Annotated in this window: 13 protein-coding genes and 1 pseudogene; all 14 read right to left on the bottom strand. The window is 73.2% G+C overall.

What is annotated here, in order from left to right:
- Positions 1 to 6: 6 nt before the first annotated feature.
- The 14 genes and pseudogenes from ACPFP2_RS21130 to ACPFP2_RS21065 all read right to left on the bottom strand — a co-directional run bounded on the left by ACPFP2_RS21130 (position 7) and on the right by ACPFP2_RS21065 (position 13942).
- Entirely contained in the window at positions 7 to 468 is a 462-nt protein-coding gene (locus tag ACPFP2_RS21130) for an SRPBCC family protein (protein ID WP_424090898.1), read from the bottom strand.
- Positions 469 to 705: 237 nt separating this feature from the next.
- Entirely contained in the window at positions 706 to 906 is a 201-nt protein-coding gene (locus ACPFP2_RS21125) for a hypothetical protein (protein ID WP_424090897.1), read from the bottom strand.
- Between the two features lie 168 nt (positions 907 to 1074).
- Complete coding sequence (locus tag ACPFP2_RS21120; protein WP_424090896.1) at positions 1075 to 2013, bottom strand: hypothetical protein; 939 nt, start codon at positions 2011 to 2013, stop codon at positions 1075 to 1077.
- A 5-nt stretch (positions 2014 to 2018) separates the two neighbouring features.
- Complete coding sequence (locus ACPFP2_RS21115) at positions 2019 to 2210, bottom strand: hypothetical protein (RefSeq protein WP_424090895.1); 192 nt, start codon at positions 2208 to 2210, stop codon at positions 2019 to 2021.
- 46 nt (positions 2211 to 2256) lie between these two features.
- Positions 2257 to 4329, bottom strand: a complete 2073-nt coding sequence (locus ACPFP2_RS21110; protein WP_424090894.1) for a glycosyltransferase — start codon at positions 4327 to 4329, stop codon at positions 2257 to 2259.
- A gap of 35 nt (positions 4330 to 4364) precedes the next feature.
- Positions 4365 to 5477, bottom strand: a complete 1113-nt coding sequence (locus ACPFP2_RS21105; protein WP_424090893.1) for an alpha-hydroxy acid oxidase — start codon at positions 5475 to 5477, stop codon at positions 4365 to 4367.
- 6 nt (positions 5478 to 5483) lie between these two features.
- A pseudogene (locus ACPFP2_RS21100) lies at positions 5484 to 7897 on the bottom strand (SAM-dependent methyltransferase).
- Positions 7898 to 7938: 41 nt separating this feature from the next.
- Positions 7939 to 8220: a phosphopantetheine-binding protein gene (locus ACPFP2_RS21095; RefSeq protein WP_424090892.1), complete on the bottom strand. Its 282-nt coding sequence runs from the start codon at positions 8218 to 8220 to the stop codon at positions 7939 to 7941.
- Between the two features lie 55 nt (positions 8221 to 8275).
- Positions 8276 to 9178, bottom strand: a complete 903-nt coding sequence (locus ACPFP2_RS21090; RefSeq protein ID WP_424090891.1) for a hypothetical protein — start codon at positions 9176 to 9178, stop codon at positions 8276 to 8278.
- 32 nt (positions 9179 to 9210) lie between these two features.
- Positions 9211 to 10026, bottom strand: a complete 816-nt coding sequence (locus tag ACPFP2_RS21085; RefSeq protein ID WP_424090890.1) for a 4'-phosphopantetheinyl transferase family protein — start codon at positions 10024 to 10026, stop codon at positions 9211 to 9213.
- An 8-nt stretch (positions 10027 to 10034) separates the two neighbouring features.
- Complete coding sequence (locus ACPFP2_RS21080) at positions 10035 to 11420, bottom strand: MATE family efflux transporter (RefSeq protein ID WP_424090889.1); 1386 nt, start codon at positions 11418 to 11420, stop codon at positions 10035 to 10037.
- On the bottom strand, positions 11417 to 12562 hold the full coding sequence (locus ACPFP2_RS21075) for an acyl-CoA dehydrogenase family protein (RefSeq protein WP_424090888.1): 1146 nt from the start codon (positions 12560 to 12562) through the stop codon (positions 11417 to 11419). The genes ACPFP2_RS21080 and ACPFP2_RS21075 overlap by 4 nt, the downstream gene beginning before the upstream one ends.
- Complete coding sequence (locus tag ACPFP2_RS21070; protein ID WP_424090887.1) at positions 12555 to 13193, bottom strand: acyl-CoA dehydrogenase family protein; 639 nt, start codon at positions 13191 to 13193, stop codon at positions 12555 to 12557. The genes ACPFP2_RS21075 and ACPFP2_RS21070 overlap by 8 nt, the downstream gene beginning before the upstream one ends.
- Positions 13139 to 13942, bottom strand: coding sequence for a hypothetical protein (locus ACPFP2_RS21065; RefSeq protein ID WP_424090886.1), 804 nt, complete (start codon positions 13940 to 13942; stop codon positions 13139 to 13141). Before ACPFP2_RS21065 ends, ACPFP2_RS21070 begins: the two co-directional genes overlap by 55 nt.
- Positions 13943 to 14019 lie beyond the last annotated feature (77 nt).

The following is a 14019-nucleotide window of genomic DNA, read 5'->3' as shown; positions in this document are numbered from 1 at the left end:
TGGGGCTCACGGCCGCAGCTCCAGCGTCGCGACGTACGGCGCCAGCCGGGGCAGATAGAAGTCCCAGCCGGTGACGTGGTCCTGGTACTGCTGCTCCAGGAGCGCGACCTCCCAGCCCATCTCGCGGAAGCCGGTCTCGGTCATCCTGAGCAGCGTCCCGCTGCCGGACGGGGTCAGGTCGAAGGTGACCAGCAGCGAGTTGCCCTCCGCCGCGACCTGGTCGGCCGGGTGCGTCCAGCGGAACGCGAACATCCGGGGCGGTTGCGCGTCGACGACGGTGAACGGCACCACTGTTCCGCCGGCGTCACGGTCCCCGAAGACGATCTCCCCGGTCGATCCGGGCGTCGGGTCGTACCGGGCGTCGTCCGGCCACCACTGTTTGAGGTGCTCGGGGCTGCTCACCACCTCGAAGACGATCTCGGGCGACGCCTCGACGTAGATCTCGCGCTCGATGGTCCCGAACTCCATGACACCCTCCTGCAACATTTGGTTGCGCATGACGGTACCGGGGCAGCCGACATCGCGCAACCATTAGTTGCGCTTTGGTCGTGCCGACCCGCCCTTTGAACTGCGGCGTCGCGCACCACCACCGGCGACGGGTTGCATCCTGCCCCGCGCCGGCCTGATCTCGTCGGCCACGTCCCCCGGCGCCCGCCGACGCACGCGTCCCCTCGCGATCTCACCGAGGTTGGCAGATACGACCGCTCAGGGCGGGTCACCTTCCCGGAAGGTGCTCCACAGCGGGTTGACGGCCGGCACGAGCGGCGGGGACTGCCAGGCGGCCCCGAGTCGCTGCGGCACGGCGTAGCCGCGCCAGGGCTGTGCCACCGGCTGCCCGGCCGGGAACTGCACCGCGCGCTCGTGGATGGCGCGACGGTTGAGCAGGCCGCCGTGCAGGGCCGGCACCTCGACGACCGGTATCCGGGAGGACTACCCGGAGGGCGCCGGCGGTGAGCCGGTCTGCCAGGTGGAGCCGGGAGCACGTCGGCACCCGGCCTCCGGGCCGGGCCGGCACGGCCGCATCAGGGCACGCCCCGACGCAACGCCACTCTGCCCGTCGGCCGCGCCGGTCGGTCAGGCCGCCGCCGGCTTCGCCGCCGACCCGGCGGGACTGACGTCGAGGGCCCGCGTCAGCTCGTCGTGCAGCTGTGCGTAGGTGGGTCCCAGCGCACGCCACAGAGCCGCAGCCGTCGCCCGGTCCCCGGCCACGAGCGGATGCTGAAGGGCGCCGACGAGGCGAGCCTGGTGCTCCAGGACCCGGGCCGGGCCGGCACACCCGATCTCGCCGAGCAGCACGGCGGCGTCGCCGAGCCGGCGGGCACCGCCTTTGACCGCGTACTCCACGAGGTACTTGTACTGCGAGTCGGTGAGCCCGTCCTCGACGATCCGGGCGATCCGCTCGGCGGTGGACGCCGCGTCCGGGGCGGCGAGCCAGCGGACCGCCGCGGGCAGTGAGCCGCGCAGCGCGGTGGCCAGGTCGACCTCGCGGACCCGGCGGAACGCGCTGCGGGTGATGAACGGCTGCACCGGGTACACGAACGCGTCGGTCTGCCACGCGGCGAGGAACGAGTCCAGGGGCAGCGTCGCGTAGGGGAAACCACGCGGATCGTGCATCCGGACGATGTCGCCCTCCAGCCCGAGGACCAGAAGGTAGTGCTCCGTGCCGATCGCCTGCCCCAGATCGGGGTGGTGCGGCAGCAGACCCATCTCGAGCGGGCCGGTGACGACCGGGTTGGTCGGGGTGGCCTGCGCGATGCGGGCGATCGCCTCGTCGACCGAGCCGCTGGTCCGCTCGCAGGTCCAGCCGAGCAGGTCGAGCGCGGCCGTGACGCCGATCTCCGGGTTCCACCCCGGCGGGGAGAGGACCGGCAGGTCCGGGCCGTGCAACGTCAGGCCGTACGGCGATCCGGTGAGCACCTCGATGGCGGCGGGACCGGGACCGTCCGGGCCGAGCGCCATGGTCAGCGCGTCGGCGTAGCAGTTCGGGCCATCGCCGACGTAGCGGACGGCCATGCCGTTCACCCTCGTCCGCCGGGGCCGGTGACGGCCGGGAGCGACGCGTCCCCGTCGGCGACCCGGTCCATCGTCTCGGTGCCGGCTTCCGCGCCGGCCGGCCCCTTGATCGGCGCCTGCTCCGGGCCCGGACCGGGGGTCGACACGTCGTGGACCTCCCGCGTGCCGTCGGGGTCGGCGGTGACAACCGCCTTCATGGCTCCTCCTGTCCTGTCGTCGCGTCCAAGGCCCCCCGGACCCCCGTCAGCGTCGCTCCCGCAGCCCGACGACCTGGCCGCGCGCGACGTCGATGTCGAACTCCGCGCCGTCCCAGACCGCGGCCGGATCGACCTTGGGCGGTTGCTCCCGCAGCGCGTTGCGGGACTCGGCCACCCCGTCGAGCAGCCACGACCAACAGTGCGCGGGCACCTCGTGAGCGGCGAAGAAGTCACGCAGCGTGGCCTGATAGAACTCCATGATCTCCACATAGTGGTCGGTGATGATCGTCTCGGCGGCCCGTTCGGCCAGTTCCTGCTTGCGGTGGTACGTGGCGTCGGCCACCGCCGACAGGGTGGCCGGGGTGAGGATGTCGCGGTCGATGCGGGCGGCCGTGTCGGGCCGGAACATCACCCGCAGCACCCGCGCCCGGACGGTCTCGTGCTCCGGCTCACCGTGTGCGGCGTACCGGACGGCGTTCTGCAGCATCCACCGCAGCGGGAAGATCACCCGCTCCGGGAACGCCGTCTGCGCGAACACCTCGTCGTCGTAGTCGTCGCGCAGCTCCCGCTCGATCTCGTTCTGGATCCGGGTCATGTGCACGTACAAGCCGGTGGCGCGTTCCAGTGCGGCGCTGCGGGTCTCGCCGTAGAACACGGACTGCCGGCGGACGAAGTTGCGGATCATCTTGATCAGCCGGTCGGTCTCCGTCTCGGTGAACACCTCGGCCGGCCCGAGCCGCACGGTGCAGCCGATGGCCTGAAGCACCCGCCCGGACTGGTAGTCGCTGCCGGTGGCGATCCGCAGCCCCGGCCGGCTGAGCTGGTGCTGTCCGCCGATGGCGAGGCTCCACACCCGGGCCGTCTTGAGGGCGTCGCTGGTGTCCGGGAAGACCATGCTCTCCGGCAGTCCCATGCCCGCGAAGGACCAGTACAGGAAGAGGTCGTGGCCGACCACCGTGTGCCAACGCCACTTCTCGTCCGGCCGGACCCCGCCGTTCTCCAGAAAGACCAGGGCGGCGTCGAAGCCGGACACCGGGGCCTCGGCGAGCACCAGGTTGCGGTCCTCGAAGAGGTACCCGCGCCGGCCGTCCCGGTCGGCGAGCACGCCGAACCGCCGACCGTACGGATCCACCGCCGACAGCGGGACGCTCACCGTGACGCCGTCGTCGTCGGTCAGCCGCACGGTCTCCCCGTCACGCTGCCGGCCGGCACGCGGCAGCCTGCGGTGCGCGTGCAGGGTGGTCAGGTCCGCGCCCACCGGGACGGGCTCGGTGTCCGCGGCCCGTCGGCGCAGTTCCTCCGGGTCCGCCGGCCGGTAGTCCTGGAACAGCCGGAGAGCGGCGGTGAACTTGTAGGTCAGGAACGGCATGACGGCGTCGACCGTCGGGTCCTCGTCGAGCATCCGCCGGATGGTGCCGACCGTCGACGGATGGTAGACGGTGTCGCCGTCGGACACGGCGATCGTCGCGGTCTGCAACCGGTCCCAGCGGCCGTCGGTCCGGCACATCTCGTACACGGTGGCGATGCAGGTGTCGACGCCGAGGCGGGCGGCGTTGCCGGCGCCCGGCATGGTCTGGTTGCGGTACTCGATGCGCGCCGCGCCGGGGTTGCCCGCGATGGCGTCCCGCACGACGGCGTCGGAGCCGTCGGTCGAGTTGCCGTCCACCGCCAGGATCACCACTCGGCCGAGGTCGACGTCGCGCTGACGCACCAGCGACGCCAGGGTGGCGGCGAGATGGGGCCGCTCGTCCATGAACTTGACCACGATGAAGATGTCCCGGCCCTCGCGCACCAGCGCCGGGACGTCGTCGAGCGGGCGGCTCTGCGCGATCCCGAAGCGGGCCCGCCGCCCGGCCAGGAACCGTTCGACGACCTGCCGCTGCCCCTGGACCACCGACTCCCGCAGATCCGTGCGGCCCTCGTCGACGAGGGCACGGCGCTGCCGCAGCACCCGCCGGGCCTCGGCGACCTGCTCGGGTTCGAGCGGGTTGACGTCCGAGGTGTGTTCCAGGGTCAGCAGTGGACTGTCGATGGCGGTCTCCGGCGGCTGGCTCTGGTTCTGCTCGGTCCACAGATGGTGGTACGGCGCCTTGTCGGCGGTACGGACAAACGGATCCACCAGTAACCCCTCGCAATCGTCGGCACGCGGTCGTGCTACCTGTCGGCCGGGCGGTCGTCCGGTCGGTCGGTCGGCCCGAGCAGGTGTGGCCCGATGCTCGGCACGTCCGGGCACCCACACACCGCCATGGCCAGGTCGAGTTCGGTCAGGTACAGGTCGAGGGCGGTACGCACCCCGTCCTCTCCGCCGGCGGCCAGCCCCCACATGACCGGGCGGCCGACGAACGCCATCCGGGCGCCCCGGGCCACCGCCGCCAGCACGTCGGTGCCACGCCGCACCCCGCTGTCGAGGTACACCTCGCACCGGTCGGCCACCGCGCTCACCACGTCGGGCAGCGCGGTGATGCTCGCCGGGGCGCCGTCCAGTTGCCGTCCGCCGTGGTTGGAGACCAGCACCGCGTCGGCGCCGATCCGCGCGGCCCGGTCGGCGTCGTCTGCCGCGACGATTCCCTTGACCACGAGCGGCAGCGGGCTGATCTCCCGGATCCACTCGACGTCCCGCCAGGTCAGCGCGGGGTCCACCAGCGCCCGGTTCAGCTCCACGAGGACGCTGCCGCCGGGGGCGACGCCGGTCGGCAGGTTGACCGGCGCCACCGAGGGTGGCAGTCGGAACCGGTTGCGGATGTCCCGGTCGCGGTAGCCGATCACCGGCAGGTCGACGCCGAGCACCAGCGCCCGGTAGCCGGCCGCCGCGGCCCGCTGCACCAACTCCCGGGTCACCCCCCGGTCGCGGAGGCAGTAGAGCTGGAACCACAGCGGTCCGGTGGCCACCTTCGCGACGTCCTCCAGCGACACGCTGGAGAAGACGCTCACCACGTCGAGCAGGCCCCGCGATCCGGCTGCCCGGGCCGTGGCCAGTTCCCCGTCCGGATGGGCCAGGGTCTGGTAGGACGTCGGCGCGATGCCGACCGGCGCGGCCACCCCGGTGCCCAGGACGGTGGTGCGCGGGTCCCGCGCGGCCACGTCGACGAGCACCCGGGGCAGCAGCGGGAGCCGGCGGAACGCGTCGCGGTTGGCCCGGACCGTCCGCTCCTCCCCGGCGCCGCCGGTCACGTAGTCCCAGACGGGGCCGGGGAGCTTCGCGCGGGCCAGTCGGCGCAGGTCGTCCACGCTGGCGATCCCGGCCGCCGCCGCAGGTTCGTGGGCCATCACCGGTCAGTCGGTGCCCGGGCGGGCGCTGATCAGATAGATCCGGGGCAGGTTCGGCACGTCCGGCGGCGAGGCGTGCTCGCTCCACCGGCCGAAGCTGGCGCCCTTGTTGCCCGGCTCGAGGACCGCGTCCGCCGTCCAGCCGCAGGTGCGCATCCAGGCCGCCGGGTCGTCGGTGCCCCACCGCCACGGCGCGCCTGCGTCCGAGAGCCGCTGCAGGTAGTCCTGCGTGTACGGGAACCGGAAGATGCCGGTCCCGATGACGTCGATGGCGATCCGGCTGTCCGGCGCCGAGACGCCCCGCACGTCCCGCAGGACCTGCGCGGCCTTCTCCTCCGGCAGGTAGAAGAAGACGCCCTCGGCGAACCACACGGAGGGCCGCTGCGGGTCGAAGCCCGCCTCGCGCAGCGCGGCCAGCCAGTCCTCGCTGAGGTCGGCCGGCACGAGCCGGCGCTCGCAGCGCGCCGCGTCGGCGCCGGCCGACAGGTGTTCGGCTTTGTACGCCAGCACTGCGGCCTTGTCCACCTCGTACAGCACGGTGTCGGCCGGCCAGTCGAGCCGGTAGGCGCGGGTGTCCAGTCCGGCGCCGAGGCCGACGACCTGGCAGCCGGGCGACGCCGACTCGAGCAGGAACTCGTCGAACCAGCGGTGCCGGATCGCCAGGTACGGGTTGCCGGTGTCCGCGCCGCGCGAGGTGTGGTAGTAGCGCAGCAGGTCCGGCCCGCGCGGGCCGGCGAGCTTCTCGGCGTACGGGTCGTCGAAGAGCCGGTCGGGACGACGGCTCTCGCGGGCCCGGGCTGCGGCCATCCACAGCGCGGTCTCGCCGACTCCGTCGATGCTGCGCGGTTCGCGGGAAGCAGTGGTGGTCATCGGGTCACCCCCAGATAGGTGTGTGTTCACGGGTGGACGTGTGCTGCCGGGCCGGGCCGGGACTGTTCGACCAGGGCGAGCAGCCGCTGCCGGTCGACCTTGCCCATGCCGCTGCGCGGCAGCCGGTCGATGGTGTGGACGTGGTGCGGAATCTCGTACGGCATCAGCGAGGCGGCCCGGCAGTGCGCCAGCACCTCGTCGACCGTGGTGGCCGGGTCGAGCACCACGGCCGCGTGGATCTCCTGCTCGCCGTCGGGCCGCTCCGCGCCGTAGACGAACGCCTCCTGCACGTGCGGGTGGCCGGTGAGCACCTGCTCGACGCGGCGCGGGTTCACCTTGCGGCCGCCGACGTTGACGAAGCTGTCGTTGCGGCCGAGCACGAACAGGTGCCCGTCCGCGTCGAGGCGGACGACGTCGCCGGTGTCGTAGAAGCCGTCGTCGGTCAGTCCCCGCTCCGGTGTGCCCCAGTAGCCGCGGAACAGCGCCGGGGTGCGCACCAGGAGACGACCGGTCCGGGCCGCTCCGCCGGGGCCGGTGTCGGTGGTCGCCGTCGTGTCCACCGCGCCGGCGCCGACCTCGCCGTCGATGCGCAGGGTGACGCCGGGGGCGGCGGGCCCGACCGACCCGGCCGGCCAGTCGGTGAGCGCCTGCGGCACACAGGCGACCAGCCCCGCCTCGGTGATGCCGTAGATCTGCCGGATCGGGCTGCCCAGCAGGTCACCGATGCGGGCGGCGGTGTCGGCGTCGAGCGGCCCGCCTGCGGACAGCGCGATCCGCACCCGGGTCGGTCGTCGTCGCGCCGCCAGCACGGGCACCAGCAGCTTGTAGAGCAGCGGGGTGCCGAGCAGCACGGTTGCTCCGTCGTCCAGCCCGGCGACCAGCGCCCGGATGCTGAACCGGGGCAGCGTGACCAGCAGCGCCTGCGAGAGCAGGGCGGCGAGCGTGCCGGCCAGGCCGTAGGAGTGCGCCACCGGCACGGCGACGAGCACGACGTCCGCGCCGGTGATCCGGAAGAGCTCGCAGTACGCCCGGGCGCCGGCGAGCACGTTGTCGAGGGTCTGCCGGGCGATGCGCGGCTGACCGGTGGAGCCCGAGGTGAGTTGCAGGATCTCGCCGGGGCGGCCGCTGGTCGTCGCGGTGGCCGCCCCGCCGACCGCCGCGGCGGGCAGCCGGCCCGGTTGCCGCACCGCGTCGTAGCTGAGCCGGAGCGGCCCGTGCGGCGTCGACGCGTCCGGCATCGACGGTGGACCGATGACGGCCGGGCTCGCGAGGCGGTGCACCGGTGACTGCGGATCGGCCAGGTGCGAGGTGCGCTCCTCCAGCAGGAGGACGTCCACGCCGGCGTCGACCAGGCCGAGCACGGTCGCGATGCTGTCCGCCGTCCCGTCGACCACCACCACGACCGGGGCGTCGCGCCGCAGCCGTCGGGCCCGGTCGGTCATCGCCGCGGCGGTGTCGCCCAGGGCGGCCCAACTGGTGTCGACCCCGGCACCGTCCGGTATGGCCACCCGCACGGCGGGCGCGTGGGCGTCGCGCGGTTCGATGAACATCCACCCTCCCTCGGTAGCTGGCCGGTCGGCGCCGTCGCCGGTCAGCGCAGGTGCTCACTCACCACCGCCGCCAGGGCCGACGGCGTCGGCTTCTCGAAGATCTCCTCGAGCAGGATCGCCTGCATGTCGGTCGATCCGACGACCGGCGGAATTCCGTCCTCCGCGATCAGCCGTTGCAGCACCTCAATGGCGCGAAGCGAATCGCCGCCACTGTCGAAGAAATCGTCGTTCGGGGCCAGCGCACCGCGCTGGAGAACGTCGCCCATCACCTTTCCGATGGCTGCGGAAAGGGCAGCGGAATCTTGTGCCATGGACGTGGACATGAAACCAACCTTTCACTGGGGTTGAATCTCCGAATTCGCTTTGTACGCCGCGCGCCTAATCGAGATCCTCGATCAGTGCCCGCCGGAGCCGGCCGTAGGTGGGCGCCAGTTCCCGGAAGGTCGCCGCCGCCTGGGCGGCCTGGTGCGTCACCAGTTGCAACTGCAACGAGCCGATCAGCAGGGCCTGCCGGTCGGTGACCGCGGCCGCGCGGTGGCATCCGATCTCCGCCAGCAGCACCGTGGCGTCGGCGAGGCGCCGGGCGCCGGCCTGCACCTGGTACTCGACCAGGTACTTGTACTGCATGTTGGTCAGGCCGGCCTCGACGATCTGCGCCGACCGTTCGGCGGCGGCGGCCGACTCCGGCCCGTCCAGCAGCTCGATCGCGGCCGGCAGCGACCGGCGCAGCGCCGTGTGCGGGTCGACGGGCCGAGAGCGACGGAAGTTCGCGCGCACCGCGTACGCCTCGACCTGGTAGGCGAAGGTGTCCGTCTGCCAGGCCTTGAGCAGGCTCTCCAGCGGCATCGTGACGTACGGCCAGCCCTGCACGTCGTGCGCCCGGACCAGGTCGCCCTCCATGCCGACGACCACCACGTTGTGGTCGGCGCCGATCGCCCGGCCGAGACCGGGGATGTACGGCAGCAGCCCCATCTCGACCGGACCGACGAGCACCGGCGACTCACGGCTGGCCCGGCGCAGGACCGCGACGGCGTCGTCGGCCGAGCCGGCGCTGCGGTCGCACTCCCAGCCGAGCAGGTCGAGCGCCCTGGTCATGCCGAACTCCGGGTTCCACCGGTCCGGCGTGAAATATGTGTGCTCGTCATCGCCGTGAATGGAAATCCCATATGGCGATCCGGTGAGCACCTCAATTGTCGCAGGACCCGGCCCGTCATCGCCGAAAATGATGGAGAGCGAGTTTGCCGTGCAATAGGGGCCGTTGCCGAGATAACGAAGCGCCATGTCACCGATCCTGCCATCCGGACAAGGAGCCGTCACGTCGGGCAGAAGGGCTCCGCAACGTGAAAGAAACACCGATCCGGGATGTTTAAATGCAGGAATGGTGGTGTCGAAACGGTTGTGGCAGGCCAGAGTGGACGGACCGGCCGGGTCCCGGCGAGCGCCACACAGGCCGCGTGCCCGGGCGGGGCCGGCAGGTCGTGCAGCAGCCAGCTGCCCGGGATCCGGCCGGCCGGGTCACGTACCGGAAGAACGGGGCCGGTGCCGGCGACCGGCAGGGCCAGGCCCCGCCCTACCCGGTCCCCCGCCGCCTTGACCCAGGCCTCCTTGCGGGTCCACAGGCGCAGGAAGGCGTCCGGACCGCCGGTGCGGACGAGGTCCCGCTCGACCGCAGGGAAGTACCGGTCGGCAAAGGTCGTGGCGGGAAAGCCGGTTCGTCGCCGCTCGATGTCGACGCCCACCGGGCGTCCCCCGGTGATCGCGAGCAACGCGACGTCGGCTGTGTGCGCGAGGTTGAAGCAGAGCGTCGCCGCGTCGGCCAGCGCCGGCTTGCCCCAGCGCCCGGTCGACCAGCACAGCGACGCCGCCGGCCGGTCCAGGTAGCGGCCGAGCACGACCCGCGCCACGCCGCGGGCGACGACGAATCGCCGGGACAGGGCGGCATCGCCGTGCTCCGCCGCGCGGCGGCGCTCCCCGGGGTCCAGCGTCGTGTGCAGCGTCGCCACCACCGACGGCGGTTGATCCAGCGCGATCGGCCAGAGGTGGACCACCCCGTCGGGCAGCGAGAACGGGCCGGTGCCCGCGGCGGGCCGGAGGGGAGGCTCGCCGCGGGCACCGCGCGTGGGGTGCACGCTGCCCGTTATGCCGGGCCACCGCCGACCGGCGCCGGGGCCGGCCCGGCGGGAGCCGGCAGCCGACTCGCGCGGCGCACCGCGTGCAGGCCGGCCAGCACCACGACCACCCCGGCGAGGTTGCACCAGGCGATCGTCCGGTAGAGCGCCACCGGTTCCGGCACGGCAGCCACGACGATCGCGCCGATCACGACGATCGCGGCGAAGTAGACCAGGTTCAACACGACCGCGAGCAGGCCCGAGCCGATCTGCTCCATCACGGTCAGCGAGGTGAGCACCGGTCCCATCAGGACGTAGGTGAGGCCGACCGTGCTCAGGTACAGCGCGGTCTGGTCGGCGATGCTCGGTGTGTCCGTCATCAACCGGCCGAACAGGTCGCTGCCGGCCCACATGACGACGGAGACGAGCAGATAGACCCCGACCGTGATGGCCAGCCCGTTGTGCATGGTGCCCGGCAACCAGTCGGCCCGGCCGGCGCCGCGCTGCTGGTTGAGCACGATCGCTGTGGCCGATCCCAGCACGATCGCCGGCATCAGCACCAGGAACTGCAGGGTCACCGCGCTGGAGAAGCCGGCGATGACCCGCGGGCCGAAGTCGCCGAGCACCCACAGCAGCCCGAAGTTCGCGCCGAACAGGATGAGTTGCGTGGTGGCCACCGGCAGGCCGACCGCCCGGATGTGCCGCACCGATTCCGGCTGCCAACGGGTCAGTTCCGCACCGAGGCGGAGCAGGCCGTGCCGGCGCATCAGCCACACCCCGAGCAGCGCGCCGACGACCGAGCCCACCGCGATCGACAGCGGAACGCTCATCGCGCCCATCCCGGCCGCCAGCCCGAGCAGGGCCACCCCGGCGAACTGCACGACGGCGCTCACCACCACCACCGCGGCGCCGGCACCCGCGTGCCCGAAGCCGCGCAGACTCGACGAGCAGAGGATCGAGGCGACCTGGAGCAGCTCCGCGACCGCCATCCAGCGCAGGAACGCCACGAAGTCGGGCCGGGACGCGTCGGGCACGTCGAACACGTCCGCGAGCAGCGGGGCGGCCAGCAGAGCGGCGGCCGCGAGCACCACGGACACCACCGCCCACATCCGGACGAAGCTCATCGCCATCGGCGCGACGTCCTCGGGTCGGCCTCGTCCACGGCTGATCGCCGCCGCGACCTGGTTGCTGAAGCCGAAGGCGACGTAGACCGCGATGAACAGGTGGCCGATCGGCAGGTACAGCGCCCGGACGTAGAGCGCCTCATCGCCCATCCTGCCCATCAGCGCCATCACGCCGACCAGCACCAGCAGGCCCGCCACCTCGGCCAACGCCATCGGGACCGCCAGCCGGGCGATCGCCCGTCGCACCGAGGCGCCGTCCGCGCCCGCTACGTCCCAGGTCTCTTGTGTCATGTCGGATGACCCCTCCGGATCAGGTCTTGGGAGACGATCAGCTTCTGCACATTCGATGCGCCCTCCATGAACTCAACGCCGCGGGCGTCGCGGGCCAGCTTGCCGAGCAGCGGATGGTCGAGGCGGGCGCCGGAGCCGAAGAACTCCAGGCTGGCCACCGTGACGTCTTCGGCCAGCCGGGCGGCCCGGGCCTTGGCGGCGGAGGCCAGCCGGCCGTCCGCCGGGTCGGCGTCCACCGCCGCCGCGGCGGCCAGGTTGAGTTGTCGGACCCCCTCGACGCGCCGGCACAGCGCATCGAGCCGGTCGCGCTCGGCCGGCCGCAGGGCGCGCCGGTGTGCGCGCACGTACTGGCAGGCGGCGCGCGCGATGCCGATTCCCATCGCGGCGACGCGGGGACGGATGCGGTTGAACACGCGCACCCAACTGAGCACGCCACGCCGGGTGGCCGGCAGGTGGCGGCCGAGCATCCGGTCGTCGGTGACCGCGACGGACGACATGGTGATCGCGCCGAGCGCCGCGCCGCGCAGCCCGATGGTGGGCAGCGCCTCGATCGTCAGACCTGGCGCCGGGGCGGTGACCAGCACCGCGCGCAGGCCCAGCGGCCCGGGTCGGACCCGCGCGAAGACCACGCCGAGCCGGGCGCGTGGCGCGTTGCCGACGTACCGTTTGGCGCCGGTCAGCCGGAAGCCGTCGCCGTCCGGGTCCAACCGTGTCGTCAGGCCGGCGGCGTCGGAGCCGTGTGCGGGCTCGGTGAGCGCGAAGAAGACCCACGTCGGTCGGCTGCGCAGTTGCTCGAAGAACCACTCACGTTGCTCCTCGTCCCCCAGCAGGTCCACCAGCGGGCCGGCCATCGGCGCTCCGGGCGCGGCGAGGACGGCGCCGACGTCGACCGTGGCCAGTTCCTCGAAGAACACTACCTGTTCGAGCACGCTGTCCAGGTGGAAGCGGTGCCCGTCGGCGGTCAGCGTCGGCGTGTCGGCGCTCGGGGCGTACCGGGCGGTGGCGAGGTAGCGCATCACCGGCGTGTCGAGCACACGGTGCACGGCGTCGGGGTCGAGGTCGAGCGCGACCGTGGCGAGGTCGCCGGCCCACTCCGCGGCCCGTGTGCGCAGCGCGGTCAGCCGTCCGTCCAGTTCATACATGGCCGTACCCTCCGGCGTACACGTCGGCGAGCAGTTCGGAGACGTACGCGACCCGACCCGGGCCGTCGGCGACGAAGCCGCTCGCGCCGAGCAGTCGCAGCAGCGCCCGGTCGGCGCCGGTGATCCGGCGGTGCACGTCGAGGACGTGGGCGTTGCTCGGGGTCGCGTCGTCGAGGACGGCGGCCACCTCCAGGTGGTCCATCCTGATCTCGGCCAGCTCGCCGCGTACCAACTGCTGGCCGATCAGCGGCTCACCGCCGGTGGTGCGCCCGTCCAGATACGCGAGACAGTCGTCGAGCAGCCGCTCGGAGAGCCCCAGCCGCAGCCAGGCCATCGCGAGCGCCACCTCACGTGCGGCGGCCGCCGGTACGGGAGGCTCGGTGCCGCCCGGCCGACGTACCACGACGAGTCCTTCGGCCGCGAGCAGCGGGTCGGTCACCGCAGCCGGTTCGTCCGGACCGGCCGCGACGACGGCGTACCGGCCCCGCCATGCCGGGCCCGGTCGAATCTGCCGCAGGGCGTCGGCGACGGTCCCGGTCCGGGCCACCTGCCGACATCGCCGCCAGTCGTGCCCGGTCACGGTGCCGGCTCCGCGACCGGCGGTGGCGCCACGACGCAGATCCCCAGGCATCGGGCGGCGGGGTCGTAGTCGGCGAGCACCACCGGCCCGCCGCCGGCCAGCCGATCGGTCAGCTGACGCCAGAGACCGGTCCCCGGTAGCCCGACCGGGCCCTGCGGCCCGGTGGACGCGGCCGGCGGCGGGGACAGCGACGAGCCGGTGACGACCGCGCCGGCGAAGTCGGCCAACGACGACGCGAGGACGGACCGGGCCTGCGGTGGCGGCACCCCCGGGACCACCCGGGTGGACAGCTCTCCCAGCGTGCCGTCGCGCTCCAGCACCAGCGCGACCAGCCCGGCGCCGACCTCGGGCGGCGGTCCGGCCGTGAGGAACGTGCCCTGGTCCAGCAGTACGACCACCGCCCGGTCGAGCCCGTCGGCACGGGCGTACGCGGCGGCGATCCGTAGCGCCGTGAACGGTGCGGCGACGCCCTGGTCGGCCACCGCGAACGCCAGCGGGTCGCCCGGCAGGGCCCCGGTCAGGAAGCTCGCCGGCCAGCCCGGCTCGGCGTCGGGGGTGACGTGGGCGAGCACGATCAGGTCGGTGGGCGCGTCGGCGACCTCGGTCACCAGCGGGCGGACCAGGTCGGTGAACGTGGTACGCGCGATGCCCGCGAAGTCGTCCGGCCGCCGGCGCAGACCGTGCAGCCTCGCCAGGTCGGTGAGGTAGTCGGCGAGGGCCGGGGTGTACCGGCCACCCGCTCCGGTCGCCCCGGCCGGATCGGTGATCACCCGGGCCAGCCGCAGCGGCGTGGTCGGCACGGGCCGGTCGGCCGGCCGACGTGTGCCGGCGTGGACCGAGGCGGGTCGGTGTGCCTGCGGACGCGCATGATCCCCGG

The organism is Micromonospora citrea (assembly GCF_049629545.1).
GTDB classification, from domain to species: domain Bacteria; phylum Actinomycetota; class Actinomycetes; order Mycobacteriales; family Micromonosporaceae; genus Micromonospora; species Micromonospora citrea_A.
Note: the sequence above shows the minus strand (reverse complement) of the source record. Positions and strands in the feature narration are given on the sequence as shown.